Genomic DNA, 21,430 nt, shown 5'->3' on the forward strand with positions numbered 1-21,430 from the left:
CCGCCAGGAGGCAGCCATGCCCTACCGTCCCCGTTCGCGTCGCCCCTTGCCTGTTCAGCTTAGCGCTCTGCATCTGATCGGCAGCATCGCCCTGGGCATGTGGCTGGGCTTCCTCGCCATCGCTCTGACCTGCTGGCTGCTGTCGCGGTTCATCTTTGCCGAGCAGCTTGCGCCGGTCGCGCAGGCCGTGCAGCAAATCGCCAATCCGCCTGCGCCTGCGCCTGCGTCTGTGCAAGCCCGGCCAGACATCCCGCCGCAGAATCCGCTGTTCGAGCAGTACGAAGAAAACCTGCGCAAGAACGAACAGCAGGCTCGACTGGATCAGGCGCGCGCCAATTCGCGCAACGCGTCCAACCCCAAATGCCAGTTCTGGCTGCAGCAGGACCAGACCGCGCCCAGCGAAAAGAGCCGCGCCAACGTTTTACAATTTTGCGATTGATCATGAATAAACACACCGTCCACCAGCTGATTCTCGGCAAACTGCGCATCGACCTCGACATCGCCGAGCGCGCTGCGCAGACCGCTTACGAAACCGCGACTCACGAAGAGAACATTGCCGAAAACAAGTACGACACACTGGGGCTGGAGGCGTCGTATCTGGCGGCGGGTCAGGCGAAACGGGTCGAAGAGATTCGCCAGTCGCTGGCGCTGTGCCAGAACCTGACGCTGCGTGCCTACGATGAACAGCGTGGCATCGAGATCGGCGCCCTGCTCGGTCTGGAAGACGAAAAGGGCCGCGAGCAATGGCTGTTCCTGGCGCCGGACGCGGCGGGCCTGAAAGTCGATGTGGTGGGTCAGCCGATCACCGTCATCACCCCGCGCTCGCCGCTGGGCAAAAGCCTGCTGGGCAAGTTCGAGGGCGATGAGGTGGAGATTCTGGTGGCGGGCACCCGGCAACAATTTGCTGTTACCGAGGTGCTCTGAGACAGCGGATCAGTGAACCGGCAGTTCGACGCCGTCGAACAGTTCTTCCAGTTCCTGCTTGTTGTGGCATTGAATGGCTCTGGCCATGACTTCGCGGGTCAGGTGCGGGGCGAATTTCTCGATGAAGTCGCACATGAAACCACGCAGGAACGTGCCGCGACGGAAACCGATCTTGGTCACGCTCGACTCGAACAACTCGCTGGCGTCGAGCACCACCAGATCGTTGTCGAGTTTGGTGTCGACCGCCATTTTCGCCACGATGCCCACGCCCAGACCCAGCCGCACGTAGGTTTTGATCACGTCGGCGTCGGCAGCGGTGAACACCACTTTCGGCGTCAGGCCGCGATGGCTGAAGGCTTCGTCGAGCTTTGAACGGCCGGTGAAACCGAACACGTAGGTCACAATCGGGTATTCGGCGAGGGCTTCCAGGGTCAGCTTCGGCAGCTTGGTCAGCGGGTGACCCTGGGGCACGACCACGCAACGGTTCCAGCGGTAGCATGGCATCATCACCAGATCGCCGAACAGCTCCAGCGCTTCGGTGGCAATGGCGAAATCGACCGTGCCATCAGCGGCCATTTCGGCGATCTGCATCGGCGAGCCTTGATGCATGTGCAGGGCCACGTCGGGATATTGCTTGATGAAATTGCTGATCACCGGTGGCAGCGCATAACGGGCCTGGGTGTGCGTGGTGGCGATCGACAGGGTGCCCTTTTTCTCGTTGGAGAATTCCTGGGCGATCTGCTTGATGCTCTCGACCTTGCGCAGAATCTCGCCAGCGGTGGTGATGATGCGCTCGCCGGCCGGGGTCACGCGGGTCAGGTGTTTGCCACTGCGGGCGAACACTTCGACGCCCAGTTCGTCTTCCAGCAGACGGATTTGCTTACTGATGCCCGGTTGCGAGGTGTAAAGGCTTTGGGCTGTAGCGGAAACGTTGAGGTCGTGGTGCGCCACTTCCCAGATGTAGCGCAGTTGTTGAAGCTTCATATCAATCCCTCAAAGCAGGTAGACGCCACGGGCATCAGCGACGGTATATAACTATATTAATGGTTTGAAGAATAAATCTAGAACTTTTTCATCGAAGCGCCATTATTTTGCCTCAGCGATCTTCACGCCGCCGACGCTCGACCAATGGCACCAGATAAACCGGCACCTTGGCCAATTGCAGAACCCGCGCCGCCGTCCGTCCCAAGGGTGTTTCCGCGCCGACCCCGTGGCTATGACTGCCGACGATCAGCAGATCGACCGAGAGTTTCTGCACCTGGTCGAGAATCACCTGCGACGGATCGCCCTGCAGTACGCGCACCGCACGAATGCGCTGCAGGTCCAGTTCGCCATCGTCGCCGAGTTCTTCGCGAAAGCTCTCCAGCACGCGCTGCTCGATATTGGCGATGACTGTTTTCAGACCCTGACTGTGGAATTCGTTCAATGCCTGCTCGTCGAGATAACTCTGCAACACCGATTCGGCGAACAGCCCCATCGGCTCCACCGCGTGCACCACGTACAGATCGGCATTGAAGGTGCGCGCCAACGCCAGGGCATGCTGCATCACGAACGGGGCGTACAGACCGAGGTCAGTGGCATACAGCATCGAACGAATCATATGACCTCCTCGCAAGCCAACATGGCGGAGATTGATTCAGCTTAGCAGTGCCTTGACGAGTACGACGGGCGACGCAACGTCTTGAGCCAAAGGGTTTAAATTGACGGCTCGTTGCTGATGCCGTGGGGCACGTGCCCGGTGGCGACCACCTCACGGGCCAGTTCGCAGTGTCCGGTCTGATCGTCGAAGAACACGTCAGCGGCGAAGGCTTCGAGGAATGCCGACTTGGTCAGGCCGCCAAGAAACAGCGATTCGTCGAGACGAATGTCCCACTCGCGCAACGTGCGGATGACCCGCTCGTGAGCGGGCGCCGAGCGTGCGGTGACCAGCGCGGTGCGGATCGGGCAGGCATCGTCGGGAAACTCGCGCTGGAGCAGATTGAGCGCCGCGAGAAAGCCCTTGAACGGGCCGCCGCGCAACGGCTCGCGCGCCGACTCGCGCTCCTTGGCCTGGAACGCGGCGAGGCCGCCGGACTGATAAATACGCTCCGACTCGTCAGAAAAAATCACCGCATCACCGTCGAAGGCGATGCGCAATTCGTCACTGGCAGCACGGCTGGCGCCACCGGACAGAATCGTCGCCGCGGCAAACCCGGCGTCCAGCGCGGCGCGCACATCTTCGGCATGGGTGGACAGAAACAGGTCGCAGCCAAAGGCTTTCAGATAAGGATAAGGACTGCGCCCGCCAACAAATGCCGCGCGGGAAATCGCCAGACCATAATGATGGATAGAATTGAACACACGCAGCCCGGTGTCGGCGCTGTTGCGCGAGACCAGGATCACTTCGACCCGCGCGCGGCCGAGGCGGCTGTTCAGGCTCAGCAGTTTCTCCACCAGCGGGAAAGCATCGCCGGGCGCAAGAATCTCGTCCTCGTGTTCGATCTGATATTGCCGATAGGCCTCGACGCCACTCGACAGATAGACCTTGTGGCTTTCGCTCAGGTCGAACAAGGCGCGCGACGAAATCGCCAGCACCAGTTTGTCATCGATGTTATTGGCCATGTTCTCCCCCAGAGCGACCGGTTAAAGGTCGCGTCGGTCGATAAATCCTAAAGTGCGGTACAGCAATTCGATGCGCGGCAGTTCGCAGCCCGCCGCTTGCGCTGCCGCCAGTGGGCGAGCATAGATCGCTTCCAGCTCCATTGGCCGCTTGTGTAAAAAGTCGTGGTACATGCTTGGCCAATAGTCGGGCATTTTCTCGGTCATGCTGAACAGGTAATCAGCGTAGCCCGGCGGCATGTCGTGGCCACAGGCCTTGGCGCCCCGCACCACTTCGGCCATCAACGCCTGGATCAATGCGCGACTGTCGGCATCGGCCATCAGCGCGCGGGTACCGGCGCCGAGCAACACGGAGAGCCCGTTGTAGGGAATGTTCCACACCAGTTTCTGCCAGCGCGCCTGATGCAGGTTGGGCATCGCCTGGGAATCGATGCCGGCAGTGCGAAACAACCCGGCGCCCTCCTCGACAATCGCCATGCGCGCCATCTCATCAATGGCCGGGCCGCTGTGATAACCGATGTTTACCGCGCCCAAGGCTTGATGGGTGACTACCCCAGGCCCCTCTCGATGTACACAGACCAGGCACAAGCCGCCCAACAGATGCAGAGAATCGGGGAGCAATGGGCGCAAGCTGTCCTCAACGTCCAGGCCGTTCTGCAGCAACAACACTTTTGCGTCTGGCTTGGCCGCCTCGATGATCGCCGGCGCCAGGTCGACGTTGCTGGTGGTTTTGGCGCCCACCAGCAACCAATCGCATTTGGGCATGTCGGCGGCGCCGCGATAGGCCTGCGCCGGGTTCAGTACAAGCGGGCCATGCACGGCACTGTTGACCTGCAAGCCGCGTTCGGCCACCGCTGAAAACTCGCTGCGCAACAGAAAATGCACATCGAAGCCAGCATGCGCCAGCATCACCCCGTAAAAACCCCCAATCGCCCCGGTGCCAATAATCCCCACCACGGGTTTGTGCACTGCCCCCATCACGGCAACTCCTCTGCAGTTCGATCCAGTGCCTGCGCCAGCGCGGCGTTGAGCGCACCGGCAGTCAGGCGTGTGTGCAACGCACCAAAGAACTCGCCGTCGCGCACCACAAACAGCGCCGGCAAATGAAACACTTGATAACGCTCAACCAGCCCGCCGTTGTCGCCGGCATCGATCCAGCACAGTCGATCAACGGCCAGTGGCAGCCCCGGCAACACTTCGCGGGCATAGCGGCAACTGGCGCAGCCGACGCTGGTGAATATCACCAGAGAAACGCCGCTCATCGCCAACAGGCGCTGGTCGGCGTCGAAATCGGTCAGTTCGGATTCGACCACTATACTGGGGGAAACAATGTCAGATGGCCGACACAGGGAGTCTGTGCTCATGGGACGTTTCATTCCTCATCCGGACGAAGTGCCGGTTGAATTGACGTTGCTCAAGCCTGAATGCATTTCCAGACAACAGCTGCACACTATCAGCCTCGGCGGCATCGCTTGCAATTACCACCGCGCGTGGCGCCATGGCACCGCCCTGCAGGTGCGCATGCCCAGCGTCAACGCCGAGCTGTGTTATCCGGGCTATGTGGCGTGGTGTCTGCGCCGCAAGAAAGGCTATCTGGTAGGCATCGCCTTCACCGATGAGCAGACGCTGTTCAGTGCGCGAATGGGTGAGCAAGTGTGTCAGATCGAGCGCTTCTACCGGATGAAAAACAGCCACGACGATCTGCAGGATATTCAGGCGCTGGCCTTGCAATGGGTCGAGCAGCACGCCGACGAGTTCTCCCACGACACCGTGCGCAAGGCTTTTATGCCGCCGACATTGGACTAAAGCGCCGTTTGCCCATTGTCGAGCCGCGCCCGACGCGCTAAGGTTCGGCTCCCCCGACGCGCTAAATCTGCTGTGCCCCGCCGCGCGGGGATCGCTGGCGGCCGGCACCCGTGACCTGACGAGTAAACGATGGCTGATTTACCGATCAACGACCTGAACGTCGCCTCTAACGAGACCCTGATCACTCCCGATCAGCTCAAGCGCGATATCCCTCTGAGCGACGCCGCCCTGCGCACCGTCACCAAGGGCCGCGAAGTGATTCGCAACATTCTTGACGGCACCGACCACCGTCTGTTCGTCGTGATCGGCCCGTGCTCGATCCACGACATCAAGGCCGCCCACGAATACGCCGATCGCCTCAAGCTGCTGGCTGAAGAAGTGTCCGACACCCTCTATCTGGTGATGCGCGTGTACTTCGAAAAGCCGCGCACCACCGTGGGCTGGAAAGGCCTGATCAACGACCCGTACCTGGATGACTCGTTCAAGATTCAGGACGGCCTGCATATCGGTCGCCAGTTGCTGCTGGATCTGGCGGAAAAAGGCCTGCCGACCGCCACCGAAGCCCTCGACCCGATCTCGCCGCAGTACCTGCAGGACCTGATCAGCTGGTCGGCGATTGGCGCGCGCACCACCGAATCGCAAACCCACCGGGAAATGGCTTCCGGCCTGTCTTCGGCCGTCGGCTTCAAGAACGGCACCGATGGCGGCCTGACCGTGGCGATCAACGCTCTGCAGTCGGTGTCGAGCCCGCACCGCTTCCTCGGGATCAACCAGGAAGGCGGCGTGTCGATCGTCACCACCAAAGGCAACGCCTACGGTCATGTGGTGCTGCGCGGTGGTAACGGCAAGCCGAACTACGATTCGGTCAGCGTCGCCCTGTGCGAGCAGGCGCTGAACAAAGCGAAGATCAAGCCGAACATCATGGTCGATTGCAGCCACGCCAACTCCAACAAGGACCCGGCCCTGCAACCGCTGGTGATGGAAAACGTCGCCAACCAGATTCTCGAAGGCAACCAGTCGATCATCGGTCTGATGGTCGAGAGCCATCTGAACTGGGGCTGCCAGGCAATCCCGAAAGACCTCGCCGATCTGCAATACGGCGTGTCGATCACCGATGCCTGCATCGACTGGTCCGCCACCGAGACCACCCTGCGCAGCATGCACGCCAAGCTCAAGGACGTGTTGCCGAAACGTCAGCGCACCTGATCGACGTTTCGCAGGCATAAAAAAACGCCGGGCATTGCCCGGCGTTTTTGTGAGTGCGGCTCAGATCTTCGCAGCGCGGCGCTGGTGACGCTCCATGTAGCGCTCGACGTAGGAGCACGACGGGATCACCGTGTAGCCCATTTCTTCAGCGTAATTCAACGCACTTTCGGTCAGCGCGGCAGCGACGCCACGGCCACGCAGGGCGTTGGGCACGAACGTGCGGTAGATATCCAGGGTCTGTTTCCCCAGATCCATATAGGTCAGGTAGGCACGATGACCGTCCACGGTGGTCTCGAACTGATGACCAGCCTGGTCATGGTGGATGGACAACGCCTCGCTCATCACTACTCCTCGCGGGTCTTGGATTGTGACCCCTACCTTACCGATGTTTTCCCGGCGAAGGAACATCTACGCCACCCCGTGCCTGACGGACACCGAGAAGAGCCACACCGATCTCGCGCACCCTGACACCTGATAAATAGTAGGCACCATTGGCGGGAATGCTCAAGATGCGCTCGTCATCGAGCGCCTTGCGCAGGGTTGCTCCGGGGGACGCAGGACAGTCCCGGAAGAAGATCTTCGCGGGCCGCTCAGCTGAACATTGCCGGTTGTTGAGACTTGAGACGTGCAACCTTTTATAAAGTCACCTGAACATCAAAAAGATACGCCAAGCCGCTCACAGAAACGGAACAAAAGTATGGACGAATTCATTTAGACAGACTTTAGCCGAAGACGCGAAAAGAGCATCACGAGCAGGGAACTTTTTCCGATCAAGTCGCTCGGGGCGGGGCTTGCAGCTGGATGTTTTTTATACAGCGCGTTTAAAAGTTGCTCGAAAAAGAATCAACGCCTACAATTTTTTTTGCTTCTTGCGCTACGTCAGTTTACTTACTACAAGTAATGGGTAGTATGTACGCCGGCTATTTCCTCAATCGTGAGGAGACAGCCACTTAATTTGAAAGTCCTTGAAGGGGAACACGATGAACAACGTTCTGAAATTCTCTGCTCTGGCTCTGGCCGCAGTTCTGGCTACCGGTTGCAGCAGCGCATCGAAAGAAACCGAAGCACGTCTGACCGCTACTGAAGACGCAGCTGCTCGCTCCCAGGCTCGTGCAGACGAAGCTTACCGTAAAGCTGATGAAGCTCTGGCTGCTGCTCAAAAAGCACAACAGACTGCTGACGAAGCTAACGAGCGTGCTCTGCGCATGCTGGAAAAAGCTAGCCGCAAGTAATAATCCCTCGGGATTGTTATCGAGCCGACCCATTTTCTGGGTCGGCTTTTTTGTGCCCGGTGCTTTTGTCCGGGCCATAAAAAAACCCGCCGACGCGGCACGCATCGGCGGGTTTTTGATCAGGCTTATTGCAGGTCGATCGGCGTGCTGGTGACCATCGGCGCCGGGGCGTTGGTCGGCGTAGCGATCTCCACCGGCAGGCCATCTTCTGCCGCGACTACATCCCGCACCACATCCCAGTCCATGCGCAGGTTGCTGGTGATGTCTTCACGCTTGAGCATCGCATTGATGACCGCGGTGTGCTTGTCGACCACCGACGGGTTGCCCTTGTCGTCCAAAGGCGTGTGCGCCTCCAGATAGACCTTGCCGCCACTGCGACCGAACTTGTACGGATCGTTGATGATTCGTACCGACGTACCGACCGGCACCATGCCAGCCATTTCCAGCACGTTATTGTTGAACATGCGGAAGCAGCCGTGGCTGGTACGCATGCCGATGCCGAATTTCTTGTTGGAACCGTGAATCAGGTAACCCGGCGTGCCGAGGGTGAACTTGAACGGCCCCAGCGGGTTGTCCGGGCCGGCCGGCACCACGTTTGGCAGCGGGTCACCATCAGCGGCGTGCTCGGCCTTGATCGATGCTGGCGGCGTCCAGGTCGGGTTAGGCGTCTTGGCGATGATCGAGGTATGCGCAATCGGCGAGCCCCAGCCTTCACGGCCGATACCCAGCGGGAACGTGTACACCACGTCGCGACCTTTCGGGTAGTAGTAGAGACGGTATTCGGCGAGGTTGATGACGATGCCTTCGCGCGGGCCCGGCGGCAGGATGAAACGCGTTGGCAGAACGATCTCGGTGCCGGCGCCCGGCAGCCAGGCGTCGATGCCCGGGTTGGCCGCGACCATTTCCGAATAACCCAGATCGTAGGTGGTGCCCAGATCGGCAAACGTATCTTCGTACTTGGCCTTGATCACCTGAACCTGGCCGACGATGTCTTCGCCGGGCGGTGGCAGGGGAAGCTCCAATGCAGCAACGGGACCGGCCACACACAGGGCGGCAAGTGACAGGCAGCGGGTGACGGCAGGAAAGCGCGGCAACATCCGGAAAATCCTTCGCATGATCATCAAGGGTATAAGCGCGCGATTGTACACCGCGGCACGGGAATTCGGGGAGGTGGCGCCGCTATAGGCGACAGGGTGCGTTCAGGGTGGGAGCGAGCCTGCTCGCGAAGGCGGGGTGTCAGCAACGAAAATGTCAGCTGCCGAGGCCCCTTCGCGAGCACATTTTGATTTCCAGCATTCAGAGCTCGAAACGCAGCTCCGGCCAGATCGGCGAGGTGCCGCGCTTCTGCGACTCCAGAATCGCCCGGCACAGCGAACACAGGCGCTGATCCTGAAACACCCGGCGATCCACGCTCGACCAGCGCGGTTGCGCCGGCAACAGACTGCCGCACAGGGTGCGATCGGCCGAACCGCCGAGCTCGAGCTGACGGGTCACCAGATGCACCCGCACTTCCTGGCAGGCGAACAGATCCAGCTGTTCGTCAGGCTCGATCAGTTGGTAGGCGAACAGGGACCAGGCAGGACGCGGCATCGGGGCCTCCGAATAAGGGGGCGCCACATTAGCCGAAAGCCTGCCGCTAGAAAAGCCTCACAGCAGCGGTTTTAGCGTCGGCCAGACATTTTCCAGCAACTTGCCCTGAGCCCCGGCTGCCGGGTGCAGACCGTCGGCCTGCATCAGGTCCGGATGGCCGCCGACGCCTTCGAGGAAAAACGGTACCAGCGGGATGTTTTTCTCCTCGGCGAGCTTGCCGTAAACCTCGGCAAACGCATCGGTGTAACGCTTGCCGTAATTGGGCGGCAATTGCATGCCGAGCAACAGCACCTTGGCGCCCACCTGGCGCGAGCTGTCGATCATCGAGGCAAGATTTTGTTGCAATTGCGTTGGCGGCATTCCGCGCAGGCCGTCGTTACCGCCGAGTTCGAGGATCACCAGCTCCGGCTTATGCTCTGCAAGCAGCGCCGGCAGCCGCGCCTGGCCTCCTGCGCTGGTGTCGCCGCTGATGGAGGCATTGACCACTTTGTCGTCGAAACCCTCCTGTTTGAGCCGTTGTTCGAGCAACGACACCCACCCCAGGCGGGTATCCAGTCCGAAACCGGCGCTGATACTATCGCCAACGATCAGGACCGTACCCGCCGCTGCGTTCTGGGCCATGCACATCAAGGCCAGGCCAGCACTCAAAAACCACACTCGCATCGGATTCTCCATGGGCGCAAGCATTCTCACCGCGAAGGACCTCAGCAAAGTGGTAGCCAGCGCGGAAGGTGAACTGACTATCCTGCACGAACTCAGCCTGGAACTGAACAAGGGCGACAGCCTGGCCATTGTCGGCGCCTCCGGTTCGGGCAAATCCACCCTCCTCGGCCTGCTCGCCGGCCTCGATCTGCCGAGCAGCGGCGAAGTGGTGCTCGCCGGGCAAGGCCTGAGCAATCTCGACGAAGACCAGCGCGCACGGATTCGCGCCGAACATGTGGGTTTCGTCTTTCAATCGTTTCAATTGCTCGACAGCCTCAATGCGCTGGAAAACGTCATGCTGCCGCTGGAGCTCGACGGCCGCAAAGATGCCCGCGAACGCGCGACGCAATTGCTCGAGCGTGTCGGCCTCGGCCAACGCTTGACCCACTCGCCACGCCAGCTCTCGGGTGGTGAGCAGCAGCGCGTGGCCATTGCCCGCGCCTTTGCCGCCGAACCCGACGTGCTGTTCGCCGATGAACCGACCGGCAATCTCGACAGCCACACCGGCGAGCGCATCAGCGATCTGCTGTTCGAGCTGAACAAGGAACGCGGCACGACCCTGGTGCTGGTGACCCACGACGAACGCCTGGCCCATCGTTGCCGGCGCCTGATCCGTCTTGAAGCCGGGCGCCTGGTCGCCCCTCTGGAGCCTTGATGGTGCGTTTGCCGCTGTTGCGTCTGTGCAGTCTCGCGATACGCCAACTGTTGCGCGATGCCCGCGCCGGCGAGTTGCGTGTGTTGTTTTTTGCCTTGGTAGTGGCCGTGGCGGCGAGTACCGCCATAGGCTACTTCGGTGCCCGCCTGAATGGCGCTATGACCCTGCGCGCGACCGAATTTCTAGGCGCCGACCTGGTCCTGGAGGGCAGCTCACCAGCGCGCGAAGAACAAATCCGAAGCGGCAGCGAACTGCGCCTGCAGCACGCGCAAGTGGTGGAATTCTCCAGTGTCATCGCGACCGACAACGGTATTCAGTTGTCGAGCATCAAAGCTGTCGACCACGCCTACCCGCTACGCGGCGAACTGAAAAGCGCCGCCGCACCCTTCGCGCCCGAAGAGGTGGGCGGCGAACCGCAACCCGGCGAAGCCTGGGTCGAGGCTCGCCTGCTGACTGCACTGGATTTGAAAATCGGCGACAGCATCGACGTCGGCATGAAAACCCTGAAGCTGACGCGAGTACTGACCTACGAGCCGGATCGCGCCGGCAACTTCTATAGCCTGACGCCGCGGGTGATGATCAACCTCGCCGACCTCGCCGCCACCGGTGTGGTGCAACCGGGCAGCCGGGTCAGTTACCGCGAACTGTGGCGCGGTGAACCGCAGGCGCTGGAAACCTACCGGGAACTGATCAAACCCGGTCTCGCCGCCAATCAGCGCATTCAGGACGCGCGCGACGGCAACCGACAGATCGGCGGCGCCCTGGGCAAAGCCGAGCGTTATCTGAACATGGCCAGTCTGGTCGCGGTGTTACTGGCCGGTGTCGCGGTGGCGCTGTCGGCCAATCGTTTCGCCAGCCGCCGATTTGACGCCAGCGCCTTGCTGCGCTGTCTCGGCCTGTCGCGGCGCGAAACCATGCTGTTGTTCAGTATTCAACTGACGGTCCTCGGCCTGCTCGCCGCCCTCAGCGGTGCGCTGCTGGGCTGGCTGGCGCAACTGGGCCTGTTCGCGCTGCTGCACGATTTGCTGCCGACCGATGTTCCGCCGGGCGGCCTGTTTCCGGCGCTTGCCGGGATCGGCACCGGGCTGGTAGCACTTGCCGGGTTTGCCTTGCCGCCGCTGGCCGCACTGGGTCGCGTGCCACCGCTGCGGGTGTTGCGCCGCGACATGCTGCCGATTCCGTCGAGCACCTGGATGGTCTACGGCGCCGCATTGGGCGCACTCGGCCTGATCATGTGGCGGCTGAGCCTGGATCTGTTGCTGACCTTCGCCCTGCTCGGCGGCGGTGTGGTGGCGGCGCTGGTCTTGGGTGGCTTGCTGTTACTGTTGCTGCAAAGCTTGCGGCGCATGCTCGCCCGTGCCTCATTGCCGTGGCGCCTGGGCTTGGGACAACTGCTGCGCCATCCGCTGGCGGCGGCGGGCCAGTCACTGGCATTCGGTCTGATTCTGCTGTCGATGGCCCTGATCGCCCTGCTGCGCGGCGAACTGCTCGACACCTGGCAGAACCAGTTGCCGAAAAACGCGCCGAACTATTTTGCGCTGAATATCCTGCCGGGCGACAAACAAGCCTTTACCGATCACCTGATCAAAGTCTCTGCGCAAGCCGCGCCACTCTATCCGGTCGTGCCGGGGCGCCTGATCAGCATCAACGGCGAAGCGGTGCAGCAAATCGTCAGCAAGGATTCGGCGGGGGATCGTGCGATTCAACGGGATTTGAGCCTGACCTGGGCGGCGGACCTGCCGCCCGGCAACAAGCTCACCGCCGGTGAATGGTGGAAGGACCAGCCAGGTGACGATGTGCCGGGGGTCTCGGTGGAAGGCAAAGTCGCCGAAAGTCTCAAACTCAAACTCGGCGACCACATGGTATTCAGCGTCGGCGGGGTCAACCGTGAAGCCCGAGTAACCAGCCTGCGCGAGATCAACTGGGACAATTTCCAGCCGAACTTCTTCATGATCTTCCAGCCCGGCACGTTGAAGGATCTGCCGGCGACGTACCTGACCAGTTTCTATCTGGCGTCCGGTCATGATCAGCAGATCGTCGAACTGTCGCGGACCTTCCCGGCGGTGACCATTCTTCAGGTCGAAGCGCTGCTGGAACAACTGCGCAGCATCCTCGCCCAGGTGACTCTGGCGGTGGAGTACGTGTTGTTGTTTGTCCTGGCGGCGGGAATGGCGGTGCTGTTTTCCGGCTTGCAAGCGACACTGGATGAGCGTATTCGCCAAGGCGCGCTGTTGCGGGCGCTGGGGGCCGAGCGGCAATTGCTGATCAAGGCGCGACGCATCGAATTTGGCTTGCTCGGTGCGGTGAGCGGTTTGCTCGCCGCCATCGGTTCGGAAGTGGTGAGCCTGGTGCTGTATCGCTTTGCCTTCGACCTGCCGTGGCATCCGCATCCATGGTTGCTGGTGCTGCCACTGATTGGCGCGGTGCTGATCGGCGGTGCCGGTGTGTTCGGCACTCGTCGTGCGCTGAACGCCAGCCCGCTGACAGTGTTGCGCGAGGGTTGATAGACTCCGGCGGTCTCTATCACAAGAAGTTGCCATGAGCCGTTATCGCCCTCCCCGCACCGCCGGCACCGCGCTGATTACCCCTGAAGGTGAAGCGCGGATGCGCGCCGAATTTCATGAGTTGTGGCATGTGCGCCGGCCACAAGTGACGCAAGCAGTCAGTGAAGCGGCGGCGCAAGGCGATCGTTCGGAAAACGCCGAAAATAACCAAGAACCTCACCCCGCATACTAAATTCGCTACAGGCCTTTAAAATCAAGACCTCAGAAAAAGTATGCATACTGATAATTCCATACTATTTGTCGTACGTCACGGAATTTATCCACCACAAAATTTCTCCATTTGGAGTCTGCACCACAGCCTCATCACCCACTTCTTTCTTCAACAGCGCACGTGCCATAGGCGAGTCGATGGAGATGTAATCATTGCGACCGTAGATTTCGTCGTATCCAACGACCCTGAATTTCTTAAGTTCGCCCGTCTCGTTTTCCACCTCAACCCACGCACCGAAAAACACTCGCCCCTCCTGCTCGGGAGAGTAGTGTACCACTCGGACATCTTCTAACCGCTTGCGCAAGTATCTGACCCTTCGGTCAATTTCCCGCAGTAGCTTTTTATTGTACTGGTAGTCCGCGTTCTCACTTCGATCTCCCAGAGACGCAGCCCAAGTGACCTTTCTAGTGGTATCTGGACGCTTCTCCCTCCAGAGATAGTCGAGTTCCCGCTTGAGAGCCTCGTGCCCCTCGACCGTGATGATGTTCGTGCTCAAGAACGCTCCAAGGCTTCAATTCTCAAATGTTTTCGGTTTTTCATCGGAATTTTCTGACTGCAAGTTTCTCAGGAACCGTTCCTGGCAGCGATGACACCGCCAGCGACCCGGCTAACGCACATCACCATACTGATTTTTGGAGTAGGTGTAGACCAGAACCTTACAAACTCAGGGCTGTCATTTACAACCAACGTGAGCGCAGAACCGACTTCCTAAGTGAAGAGGCGGCAAATCAAGCACCGACAGCTGGATATCAACATCGAATCATCCGACTCCCTTTCAGCGTTCGACAAAGCCGCAGCGCGAACTGAAGGCTATGTCCAGGCACTTGTTGACAGCGAACAGATCGACACGAAGTCGACCTCCTAATGATTGCGACGGTCGACGAATTACGACGTCACCACACTCACTCGAATACGGAGCCTACCCTGTAGCACTCATTTTTCCGCGAGAATGGAGAACCCGCTAGTCTGGACAGGCGCAAAGAATCGCCACGACGAAACGAACCGGCAAACTCCAACGATGGCAGCCAAATCTTAAGAAATGCGCTAGCACAATCGATTCCCGCAAATCACCCTTGATCCGGAAAACGGTCGGGCTCCGGGGCGGCTCTAGAGGAATTTTTCGGCACGCCTAGACAGATTCGTTCCATGCGCCCATGGAGGTCGTAATCAGCACCTGAAGATCCAATGGGTATGCTGTCCGTATACTCTAAGGTATTGAATAAAAAGGATAATATCTTCTATAAAATCGTTTTCATCTTTGACAGACGCTCAAAAGTCGACTTTGATCTACCTACAAGCAGAGGGAAGCCGACATGTCCTTTTCAGATATTTTTCATCCTGAATGCGATCCTGAAGAACCAGCTGACGCCCCCGATCATGCGATGTTTAGCTGCTTGCAGTGGAAAACTCCAAGCTTGTCGGTGATGCCACAGGCAGGCAAGCAGTATTTTGCAATCGTATGGCGCCCCCGCAAATCCTATAACACCGCATGTAGCCCCAACGTTGGCGCGAGCGTACATATCAGGCGCCATATCGCCGGTCAAACTGGTCGCCATACACGAGGACTCTCTGTACCTCTTCCTGGGGCTGGAGTATCAAGCACCACCTTCCAAGAAATTGAGTCGCAGTGGATACAAGTCATGTGTATGAGTAACACTCGGCTGACAGTAGATTTTGCGAGCGTTAACAAGGCTTACTCTGGACTCTTCGGCTACTTATTTTGGCAGGATGCGAAAGAAATTCTGCAATTCTATAGTTTAGGGATTGAGCAATATGAACTGAAGCTTCCCGTTGATCCCTCGGATGAAGATCTCACTAACAAAGCTCAGCGGCCTAACCATTCACAAGGGATTAATGCCAAGCCTGAAGCTATTAAGGCGACCCTCATGAAAAGGCAACATTTCGCGGACTGGGAGAATTTTTGCAACTTTCTTAATATTAATAACTGCAATCACGCGCGCACCCTCCTGTATTGTCGAAAGCCTGACGTACAATAAGCTTACCCGAAGAGACATACCTGTGAAAGGCACTGGCCAATTTCATAGCAATTGTCATTATCGTAACACTACCAAAAGGTACGCATATGATCTATTCCCGATTGCTTTACACCGAACATGAGCATCCTCACAACGAAAATGGTGAGGGTGCGTACACCATTTTTAGCACCCAGCAAACGCTTGATAAAAATTTAAATCTAATTGGTGAGGTTTACATCCAAACTTTTGCTGTCCTGTGGAAAGGACATCCGGACACAAGGTTAGTTGAATTGATTGAGCAGTCCATCATCATTGGCCAGCTCTCACCAGTGAAATTGCTACATGTCTCTAGCGCAGTACTCACCGTTGTTTATGATACTGAACTGGCTGGCAAAAAATATGAAAACTTTAAAATGATGTGGGAACGGATTGCCGCCGGCGTCATGTATGGTTGCTGGGGTGTGCGATTCATTAGCGAAATCGAAGCAAGCTTTAGCTTTGAAGGTGGCAGGCTGCTTAAAATATACGCTCGCGACATTCTAAATAATAATAATCTCGGCATTACAAGCTTCACGACCGAGTTGTTTTTGCTAAACGACAATTGGCAACCTAAAAAAATATTTGGTCAAGACTATTTAGAAGTTGCTAGCTCACTGGAAAAATTTCGTGACGACTCAATTATTTTTTATGACGATGTAGATTTTTGATTATCGGCGAACCCATATACAACCCTGAGATATTTTGAGCGGAGCACCGGATAATTGTAGAAAGACAAAGAAGTCAAGTCAGAGCGAGTTCATCAACACGCTCATTGGTTTGAAAACCTATTCGTGTAACCCTTAGCGCAGGAATGCCGAACATCCCGGAGAAAATTCGGAATCGTGTAATCGCAGGTTTTCATGCGCCAAATTACTAATTTGGAACCCTAAAATTCAAGAGGATAAACGACTGCATACCACTCAAGATGTTTAAAAGATAATGTGCCATGCATGCACGATGTCACGCCCAATACGAAAAATCACTAAGGAGCATTGCGACGAGATCTATTACGAACTGACAATCCGTAGCTATTTAAAGTTAAGCTATCACTTTTCTCCTACGTTGCGATTATAGGTTTAATGGGAAAATTGTCTCCCCCCCCCAAAAGTTACCAACATATGACTTCAGCTCAATATTTAATTTTGACCAAGCAAACCATTCACCTAAGAAATCTCGTCAATTAGAAAGATGCTTCGTCATGCCTGATCTATCAACCCGAGCACAATGTAAGCTTGCGTACCGTGCTCTCAAAATAACGCAGTGGAGACCCATCAAGGTCGACGCCGCTATCTGTCTGCAATAAATTCTAGCGGCTTCCAAGGCAGCAATGGTACTAAGCGAGTCACATATTACTGGCTTTTATCAAATTATCAGCAAGCCAAGACGCATCAAGCATACTAAAAGAATAACATATATCTCCGAATACCAGCCCTCCCCCCCCCGCCCTCAACTGTGTAAACCGCTAGTTCCCCCATCGGATCCCCCTGAACTGCTGTAATTTTGCTGAAATATATTTCATTAGCGGTCAGCCGACACTTTAATCTTCCGTTACCTTTATAATTCCATCGACCAATTGCATCCTTTTCAAACACCCTCTCCAGCTTGCTTTTACGCTTTCCCGACGTAAAAATTACGTTGACCGTGTTTCCAAAATTCACCAAAAAAGCATCTTTCAGACAGCGCGAAACTTCCTGCGCTATACCCTTTTCAAACCTAACCGTTGTATCATCGAGCTTCAGGATCACATCATTACCAGCTTGCCTAGACACCTGACATGGGTATACGCAATTGCACTCCATCTCTCGCCTGCACGTAAATTCCCGTTCCGCAAAGAACATTGCCGATTGCATTTCCACGTCACTCACAAATCACTATTTCGTTGCTGTTTAAAATAAAAACGGATGTTTTCAAGAGAAACTTAAGCAAAAAAGTGAAAAATTTTTGCTCGCTAGAATGACAAGGATCTCAACTAGATATGCTTTGTGCATGCACTTTCAGGGAGTGGGCTGTCGTGAGCCAGGCCCGAGGCAAGCGCCGGTCTTGGCCCTGCGGGCTTTCATCCTCATGCCTTCGACCGTCCTAGTCTGCGCGCTCCGCTTGCACGATAACCGGGCCACTTCCAATCGGCTGCCTGAACAAAGCCGCCTTCTAGGAAATGATCGAGACCTTCACCCGCTAAGGGTATGCTCGTAAGATACTGATTCAGAAAGGAAATATTAAATTATATTTGCCTTTTCTCCTTGACCAACCCTATCTCATGGTCTTCATTCTAGGTACCACCTAGGAGATGCAGTCATGCCCTTTTTATCCGTATTTCATCCTGAAAGCGCTCCTGTAACGCTCGGAGGTAACCTCCAGTACGTCGTGTTCAGCGCTCTGCAGTGGAAAGACGCCAACTTGAAAGTGATGCCAAAGGCGGCCAAGCAGCGCTTCGCCGTCCTTTACAACCAGCCTCTAGAGGAAAGATTCATGATGGAGACCCTGGAGCAAGCGCACATCCAAGGCGCCATGTCCGGGGTGAAGGTGGTTTCTGTTCACAAAAACCTGCTCCGTCTATTTCTGAGTGACGAGGTGGCGGGCACCACCTTCCATGCGATTGAGTCCTTGTGGGAGCCGATCAAAGATCTGGATCTCAATCGAAGACTGGAAATAGATTTTTCTTGCGAGCACGAAGCCTGTTCAGGCCGTTCCGATTACTTGTTTTGGGCTGATGTCAAAGAAGTCCTTGAATCGAATACTTTGGGGATTGAGCAGTACTCAATCCCTGCTCTGCATGACTGCGCAGAAAAGATACTCAACGGTGATGAGCCGGTATCTCATCAGTTTCATGTTGATATACGCCAGTCCTTCACCCCTCAACCAGCAGCACCCACTGAGCTCTGTCCAATGGTGGTGGATTCGATAGCATCCATGATGGGCCACAACAACTATCTGATGACGGAGCTTTACGCTCGCACGGCTCATAAAAAACGAGACGCCTAAACTTCAGTCGAGCGGCCATGCTTCTTGTAGATGCATAGCCACTTTCCGAATGACGATCATCACAGTCCATTCGCCAAAATGGTGTCCATCATGATCTATTCTCGCTGACTGTATACCGAGCATGAGCATCCCCATGATAAATATGGTGAGGGCGCATACACTAATTTCAGCACTCAGCAGACAAGGGACGTTAATTCCATGCCTCTTAGTGCAGTTTCTTTGCAGAAGTTTGCTGTTCTATGGGAAGGTCGCCCCGACACTCGGGCAATCGACTTGATCGAAAAAGGCATCATCAAAGGAGCGCTAGCCCCTGTAAAGCTGTTACATGCTTCTAAGGGCACACTTTTCATCGCATACGACTCCATGCTGGGCGACGGCCATTATGCAGAGTTTGTTAACGCTGGGCAGATATCGCATCTGGCGCTTTATATGACTGCTGGACGCCATTATTTACTGTTGATCTTAAAGTAACCAATCGAGTCGAGAGCTGTAGGCTGTTTAGAAATTACGCTCCCGAAATCTTGGAGAACTATGTATTAGGCATTACGGACTTCACATCCGATATGTTTCTGTTTTGGGATGAGTGGGATCCTGAAAATATTGTCGGATCAGAGCCTCAAGAGGAGCGTCAAGAAGGATCTGAGGGTCGATACGATTTTGATTCATTTGATGATGACATAAATTTTAGTGCCAGCAGTCGAATATCTTCTTGTACGCGCCTCTTGCAGAGGACGGGTGTCGTGAACCAAGCCTCGGCGCAGGCGCCGGTCATGGCCCTTCGGGCTTCCATCCTCGCGTCTGCGCGCTCCGCTTACTAGCAGCGCTCAAGCCGGCGCTTCCAACTTTAGGAGTAAAAAGTGACGCACAAGAGACCGCCCTCAATCCGTACCTGCTCCCGCTTCTTCCAGCCGGAGTACGACATGGTCAGCGCGAAGAATGGTGAAGTCAAGTATACCGTTTACGCTGCGCCTCAGCGCTTTAGTGAGCAGCTCGAAATGCAAGAACTTGGACTGCAGCGGTTCGCAATCCTTTGGGACAAAAACCCGCAGTACGAGATTTTTGAGTTAATCGATCGGGCACTGGTAAGTGATCTTCTATCACCCGTTTCGATGCTTCATCTTTCCTCAGAAAGACTAACCATCATCGCTACTCTGCCGGAAGGTAAAAACGCTGATGTGATTTCTTTGACTTACGATCGCCGGTGGAAGGAGTACCCCTTGAAAACCCAATGGCAAAGCTGGGATTTGCAGCGGCTAGGCCCAGATGACCTTCTTTTTTTGGAGACAAATAGCGTACTTCGTCTCAATGGCCCAGATATTTTGAGTACCGAAAACTTTGGAGTTTACCCTTATGAGGAGATGTATTTTGCCTTCAAGGATATTGAATTATAACGAAGTGAAAACTGGCATTTCACGGTTTTGAAGCGATAACAAATATCTGGCCTACTGAAGCACATTAGGTGCAACACACTTAAAGCAAATCTATCACCGCAAAAGAGGCCCGTCTTATGAAACATACGTTAAGTACACAATGTCTTGCCGCGTGAAAAATACGGCAGCCGACACCTCTAACGACCGGAGCTTGCGATGATCCTTCCCCTTTTTCCCGCTGATCTTGAACGCCTTAGAGGCATGAAGAAAGCTGCTCGCTTCCTCACCAAAACTTGGCCGGGCTTAAAACCGATCATGCATACCCAAGCATTAGAACTGCTCGCTAAAGGTCTAGGCTACCGTAGCTATAATCACGCCACGCAGCTTGCATCGTCCTCGACTGATGCCCGACCTGACATCGATATCAATTTGATCGAGTGGAGTCTCTCGCATGTACTGAGCGATGAGTTTCGAAAGCCCGGAAAACCTAACGTCAGCATCAACCTAGGCAATCTCTTCGCCTACATTCAAACCATCCCCTAGCACCACTTGACGGTCTTCAAGCGCTTTCCTGAGCTATTGGAGCGGATGCATTCATTCCAGCTTCCTCCACACGACGCTCAATCACCATTCGGGAGGTATCAACATAGTGCAGTCATACCCCTGGCGGGTGACTGGCGGACTCACGACAACGATGACAGTGACGAGTCGGGCCAACCCCGATGAAACTCGAGTAACGGCTTTAACTACTGTATGCCGTGCGCGCCCTTAACAGGAACAGTGGCGAATGGGACACCAAATTTGTACAAGGAATTATAATTAGTGAATAACGACTACGTTGAACAAGCTAAAGGCCTTTTCTCTGCGATTGGTGTACACCAGCTTTCTGAAGGTGTATGGGCATTCACGGATGTTCACACTGCCAACCACGCCTACATCCATCACTCGCGAGAACCAGTAGCCTTGGCGGCCTACGCAGCAGTTAACGTCACGTTTGCTGCTGGCCGTTTCCCTGACTGGGCGCTGGTCGACATGGTAGACAAAGTGCCCTGCATGGATGGTATTGAGCACACGGCGTTGGCGATGGTTTGCGGTGCATCCATCCCTACGTTTCCCAGTGCATCAGAACGAGGACATATTTTTGGACAAGCAGTTTGGGGCATCGTAGAGGCCTACTCGCTTGAAGGTTGTTTTGAGCGTGTCGAGCGGGCCTGGGGCAGTCCAGGCTGGCATTACAACTTACGGCCTCGAGGTTTCAACTGGTCAGGCGATCAAGAGCTTAACTCAAAATCCATGAAGGAAATGCGGAAGAGCTATCGCGCCATGTCGCCGCTGCAACAGATCATGGTTTTAACGATCATGCACTTGTACTGCCAGGGCAAAGATAAGACATATTTGACTGGGGGCTGTCCGACCAAAATTCCTGCTGCCCAGGCAATGGATATCCTTCGCAGCGACGGGCCGGCGCTCTCGGATTGGGGCAATATGGTTACTCATTATGCAGGCTGGTGAGAGGCGATGATTTTGGGCGTGCCCCTGGTCGGGGATGGCTGTCGTAAACCAAGCCTTGGCGCG

The 21,430-nt window shown here is 56.2% G+C and carries 24 protein-coding genes and 1 pseudogene; 15 read left to right on the forward strand and 10 right to left on the reverse strand.

Features of this window, described 5'->3' with window-relative positions; genetic code table 11:
* Positions 1–16 precede the first annotated feature (16 nt).
* Together ACGSLL_RS16990 and ACGSLL_RS16995 are read left to right on the forward strand one after the other, a co-directional pair.
* The gene (locus tag ACGSLL_RS16990) at positions 17–439 is read left to right on the forward strand and encodes a hypothetical protein (RefSeq protein ID WP_394507218.1); all 423 of its coding nucleotides are present in this window, start codon (positions 17–19) and stop codon (positions 437–439) included.
* Between the two features lie 2 nt (positions 440–441).
* Positions 442–924 (forward strand): GreA/GreB family elongation factor, encoded by a 483-nt coding sequence (locus ACGSLL_RS16995; protein WP_394507219.1) that lies wholly within the window; start codon positions 442–444, stop codon positions 922–924.
* 9 nt (positions 925–933) lie between these two features.
* Here the strand turns inward: ACGSLL_RS16995 and cysB are convergent, their stop codons facing one another.
* The 5 genes from cysB to ACGSLL_RS17020 all read right to left on the reverse strand — a co-directional run bounded on the left by cysB (position 934) and on the right by ACGSLL_RS17020 (position 4,886).
* On the reverse strand, positions 934–1,908 hold the full coding sequence (gene cysB, locus ACGSLL_RS17000; protein ID WP_208940300.1) for an HTH-type transcriptional regulator CysB: 975 nt from the start codon (positions 1,906–1,908) through the stop codon (positions 934–936).
* Between the two features lie 112 nt (positions 1,909–2,020).
* Positions 2,021–2,524: a universal stress protein gene (locus ACGSLL_RS17005; protein WP_090284968.1), complete on the reverse strand. Its 504-nt coding sequence runs from the start codon at positions 2,522–2,524 to the stop codon at positions 2,021–2,023.
* Between the two features lie 95 nt (positions 2,525–2,619).
* A complete protein-coding gene (locus tag ACGSLL_RS17010) occupies positions 2,620–3,525 on the reverse strand; it encodes a 5'-nucleotidase (RefSeq protein ID WP_394507220.1) in 906 nt (301 codons plus the stop codon).
* Between the two features lie 21 nt (positions 3,526–3,546).
* Positions 3,547–4,503 (reverse strand): putative 2-dehydropantoate 2-reductase, encoded by a 957-nt coding sequence (locus ACGSLL_RS17015; protein ID WP_394507221.1) that lies wholly within the window; start codon positions 4,501–4,503, stop codon positions 3,547–3,549.
* Complete coding sequence (locus tag ACGSLL_RS17020) at positions 4,500–4,886, reverse strand: thioredoxin family protein (protein WP_394507222.1); 387 nt, start codon at positions 4,884–4,886, stop codon at positions 4,500–4,502. Before ACGSLL_RS17020 ends, ACGSLL_RS17015 begins: the two co-directional genes overlap by 4 nt.
* Between ACGSLL_RS17020 and ACGSLL_RS17025 the strand changes: the two genes are divergently transcribed.
* Both ACGSLL_RS17025 and ACGSLL_RS17030 read left to right on the forward strand, forming a co-directional pair.
* Positions 4,885–5,328: a PilZ domain-containing protein gene (locus ACGSLL_RS17025; RefSeq protein WP_208940296.1), complete on the forward strand. Its 444-nt coding sequence runs from the start codon at positions 4,885–4,887 to the stop codon at positions 5,326–5,328. The genes ACGSLL_RS17020 and ACGSLL_RS17025 overlap by 2 nt on opposite strands.
* 129 nt (positions 5,329–5,457) lie before the next feature.
* A complete protein-coding gene (locus ACGSLL_RS17030) occupies positions 5,458–6,534 on the forward strand; it encodes a 3-deoxy-7-phosphoheptulonate synthase (protein WP_394507223.1) in 1,077 nt (358 codons plus the stop codon).
* Positions 6,535–6,594: 60 nt separating this feature from the next.
* Here ACGSLL_RS17030 and ACGSLL_RS17035 read toward each other — a convergent pair whose 3' ends face one another.
* Complete coding sequence (locus ACGSLL_RS17035; RefSeq protein WP_203418892.1) at positions 6,595–6,876, reverse strand: GNAT family N-acetyltransferase; 282 nt, start codon at positions 6,874–6,876, stop codon at positions 6,595–6,597.
* Positions 6,877–7,514: 638 nt separating this feature from the next.
* On the opposite strand from ACGSLL_RS17035, the gene oprI reads away from it, so the two are divergent.
* Entirely contained in the window at positions 7,515–7,766 is a 252-nt protein-coding gene (gene oprI / locus ACGSLL_RS17040; protein WP_003183784.1) for an outer membrane lipoprotei OprI, read from the forward strand.
* 125 nt (positions 7,767–7,891) lie between these two features.
* Here oprI and ACGSLL_RS17045 read toward each other — a convergent pair whose 3' ends face one another.
* From ACGSLL_RS17045 to ACGSLL_RS17055, 3 genes are all read right to left on the reverse strand, one after another.
* Positions 7,892–8,863: a L,D-transpeptidase family protein gene (locus tag ACGSLL_RS17045; RefSeq protein WP_090284982.1), complete on the reverse strand. Its 972-nt coding sequence runs from the start codon at positions 8,861–8,863 to the stop codon at positions 7,892–7,894.
* 199 nt (positions 8,864–9,062) lie between these two features.
* Positions 9,063–9,356, reverse strand: a complete 294-nt coding sequence (locus tag ACGSLL_RS17050) for a hypothetical protein (protein ID WP_003226812.1) — start codon at positions 9,354–9,356, stop codon at positions 9,063–9,065.
* 57 nt (positions 9,357–9,413) lie between these two features.
* Positions 9,414–10,019 (reverse strand): arylesterase, encoded by a 606-nt coding sequence (locus tag ACGSLL_RS17055; protein WP_394507224.1) that lies wholly within the window; start codon positions 10,017–10,019, stop codon positions 9,414–9,416.
* Positions 10,020–10,029: 10 nt separating this feature from the next.
* Here ACGSLL_RS17055 and ACGSLL_RS17060 point away from each other — a divergent pair, with 10 nt between their 5' ends.
* The 3 genes and pseudogenes from ACGSLL_RS17060 to ACGSLL_RS17070 all read left to right on the forward strand — a co-directional run.
* Positions 10,030–10,713 (forward strand): ABC transporter ATP-binding protein, encoded by a 684-nt coding sequence (locus ACGSLL_RS17060; RefSeq protein WP_090284986.1) that lies wholly within the window; start codon positions 10,030–10,032, stop codon positions 10,711–10,713.
* On the forward strand, positions 10,713–13,217 hold the full coding sequence (locus tag ACGSLL_RS17065; protein WP_394507225.1) for an ABC transporter permease: 2,505 nt from the start codon (positions 10,713–10,715) through the stop codon (positions 13,215–13,217). Before ACGSLL_RS17060 ends, ACGSLL_RS17065 begins: the two co-directional genes overlap by 1 nt.
* A 34-nt stretch (positions 13,218–13,251) precedes the next feature.
* Positions 13,252–13,419: pseudogene (locus ACGSLL_RS17070) on the forward strand (transcription elongation factor GreB); the annotation flags it as partial.
* Between the two features lie 91 nt (positions 13,420–13,510).
* Here the strand turns inward: ACGSLL_RS17070 and greB are convergent.
* Complete coding sequence (greB, locus tag ACGSLL_RS17075) at positions 13,511–13,984, reverse strand: transcription elongation factor GreB (protein ID WP_394507226.1); 474 nt, start codon at positions 13,982–13,984, stop codon at positions 13,511–13,513.
* Between the two features lie 817 nt (positions 13,985–14,801).
* On the opposite strand from greB, the gene ACGSLL_RS17080 reads away from it, so the two are divergent.
* The 7 genes from ACGSLL_RS17080 to ACGSLL_RS17110 all read left to right on the forward strand — a co-directional run bounded on the left by ACGSLL_RS17080 (position 14,802) and on the right by ACGSLL_RS17110 (position 21,367).
* The gene (locus ACGSLL_RS17080) at positions 14,802–15,485 is read left to right on the forward strand and encodes a hypothetical protein (RefSeq protein ID WP_394507227.1); all 684 of its coding nucleotides are present in this window, start codon (positions 14,802–14,804) and stop codon (positions 15,483–15,485) included.
* An 86-nt stretch (positions 15,486–15,571) separates the two neighbouring features.
* Positions 15,572–16,171: a hypothetical protein gene (locus ACGSLL_RS17085; protein WP_394507228.1), complete on the forward strand. Its 600-nt coding sequence runs from the start codon at positions 15,572–15,574 to the stop codon at positions 16,169–16,171.
* Between the two features lie 1,627 nt (positions 16,172–17,798).
* Positions 17,799–18,485, forward strand: coding sequence for a hypothetical protein (locus tag ACGSLL_RS17090; protein WP_394507229.1), 687 nt, complete (start codon positions 17,799–17,801; stop codon positions 18,483–18,485).
* Between the two features lie 198 nt (positions 18,486–18,683).
* Positions 18,684–18,956, forward strand: a complete 273-nt coding sequence (locus ACGSLL_RS17095; RefSeq protein WP_394507230.1) for a hypothetical protein — start codon at positions 18,684–18,686, stop codon at positions 18,954–18,956.
* A 449-nt stretch (positions 18,957–19,405) separates the two neighbouring features.
* Positions 19,406–19,876 (forward strand): hypothetical protein, encoded by a 471-nt coding sequence (locus ACGSLL_RS17100; protein ID WP_236168487.1) that lies wholly within the window; start codon positions 19,406–19,408, stop codon positions 19,874–19,876.
* A gap of 195 nt (positions 19,877–20,071) precedes the next feature.
* Positions 20,072–20,398: a hypothetical protein gene (locus tag ACGSLL_RS17105; protein WP_394507231.1), complete on the forward strand. Its 327-nt coding sequence runs from the start codon at positions 20,072–20,074 to the stop codon at positions 20,396–20,398.
* 279 nt (positions 20,399–20,677) lie between these two features.
* Complete coding sequence (locus ACGSLL_RS17110; protein ID WP_394507232.1) at positions 20,678–21,367, forward strand: hypothetical protein; 690 nt, start codon at positions 20,678–20,680, stop codon at positions 21,365–21,367.
* Positions 21,368–21,430: the final 63 nt, after the last annotated feature.

Origin of the sequence: Pseudomonas retamae, assembly GCF_043496865.1 — a bacterium.
GTDB classification, from domain to species: Bacteria; Pseudomonadota; Gammaproteobacteria; order Pseudomonadales; family Pseudomonadaceae; genus Aquipseudomonas; species Aquipseudomonas retamae.

What these genes read in the sequence shown, in the direction of transcription:
- ACGSLL_RS17095 (WP_394507230.1), top strand. Translation starts at nt 18,684, where the DNA reads ATGCCTCTTAGTGCAGTTTCTTTGCAGAAGTTTGCTGTTCTATGGGAA.
- ACGSLL_RS17050 (WP_003226812.1), bottom strand. Translation starts at nt 9,356, where the DNA reads ATGCCGCGTCCTGCCTGGTCCCTGTTCGCCTACCAACTGATCGAGCCT.
- ACGSLL_RS17090 (WP_394507229.1), top strand. Translation starts at nt 17,799, where the DNA reads ATGCCCTTTTTATCCGTATTTCATCCTGAAAGCGCTCCTGTAACGCTC.
- ACGSLL_RS17045 (WP_090284982.1), bottom strand. Translation starts at nt 8,863, where the DNA reads ATGTTGCCGCGCTTTCCTGCCGTCACCCGCTGCCTGTCACTTGCCGCC.
- ACGSLL_RS17055 (WP_394507224.1), bottom strand. Translation starts at nt 10,019, where the DNA reads ATGCGAGTGTGGTTTTTGAGTGCTGGCCTGGCCTTGATGTGCATGGCC.
- ACGSLL_RS17030 (WP_394507223.1), top strand. Translation starts at nt 5,458, where the DNA reads ATGGCTGATTTACCGATCAACGACCTGAACGTCGCCTCTAACGAGACC.
- ACGSLL_RS17080 (WP_394507227.1), top strand. Translation starts at nt 14,802, where the DNA reads ATGTCCTTTTCAGATATTTTTCATCCTGAATGCGATCCTGAAGAACCA.
- ACGSLL_RS17020 (WP_394507222.1), bottom strand. Translation starts at nt 4,886, where the DNA reads ATGAGCACAGACTCCCTGTGTCGGCCATCTGACATTGTTTCCCCCAGT.
- ACGSLL_RS17065 (WP_394507225.1), top strand. Translation starts at nt 10,713, where the DNA reads ATGGTGCGTTTGCCGCTGTTGCGTCTGTGCAGTCTCGCGATACGCCAA.
- ACGSLL_RS17085 (WP_394507228.1), top strand. Translation starts at nt 15,572, where the DNA reads ATGATCTATTCCCGATTGCTTTACACCGAACATGAGCATCCTCACAAC.
- cysB (WP_208940300.1), bottom strand. Translation starts at nt 1,908, where the DNA reads ATGAAGCTTCAACAACTGCGCTACATCTGGGAAGTGGCGCACCACGAC.
- ACGSLL_RS17060 (WP_090284986.1), top strand. Translation starts at nt 10,030, where the DNA reads ATGGGCGCAAGCATTCTCACCGCGAAGGACCTCAGCAAAGTGGTAGCC.
- ACGSLL_RS17035 (WP_203418892.1), bottom strand. Translation starts at nt 6,876, where the DNA reads ATGAGCGAGGCGTTGTCCATCCACCATGACCAGGCTGGTCATCAGTTC.
- ACGSLL_RS16995 (WP_394507219.1), top strand. Translation starts at nt 442, where the DNA reads ATGAATAAACACACCGTCCACCAGCTGATTCTCGGCAAACTGCGCATC.
- oprI (WP_003183784.1), top strand. Translation starts at nt 7,515, where the DNA reads ATGAACAACGTTCTGAAATTCTCTGCTCTGGCTCTGGCCGCAGTTCTG.
- ACGSLL_RS17005 (WP_090284968.1), bottom strand. Translation starts at nt 2,524, where the DNA reads ATGATTCGTTCGATGCTGTATGCCACTGACCTCGGTCTGTACGCCCCG.
- ACGSLL_RS16990 (WP_394507218.1), top strand. Translation starts at nt 17, where the DNA reads ATGCCCTACCGTCCCCGTTCGCGTCGCCCCTTGCCTGTTCAGCTTAGC.
- ACGSLL_RS17025 (WP_208940296.1), top strand. Translation starts at nt 4,885, where the DNA reads ATGGGACGTTTCATTCCTCATCCGGACGAAGTGCCGGTTGAATTGACG.
- ACGSLL_RS17100 (WP_236168487.1), top strand. Translation starts at nt 19,406, where the DNA reads ATGGTCAGCGCGAAGAATGGTGAAGTCAAGTATACCGTTTACGCTGCG.
- ACGSLL_RS17010 (WP_394507220.1), bottom strand. Translation starts at nt 3,525, where the DNA reads ATGGCCAATAACATCGATGACAAACTGGTGCTGGCGATTTCGTCGCGC.
- ACGSLL_RS17105 (WP_394507231.1), top strand. Translation starts at nt 20,072, where the DNA reads ATGATCCTTCCCCTTTTTCCCGCTGATCTTGAACGCCTTAGAGGCATG.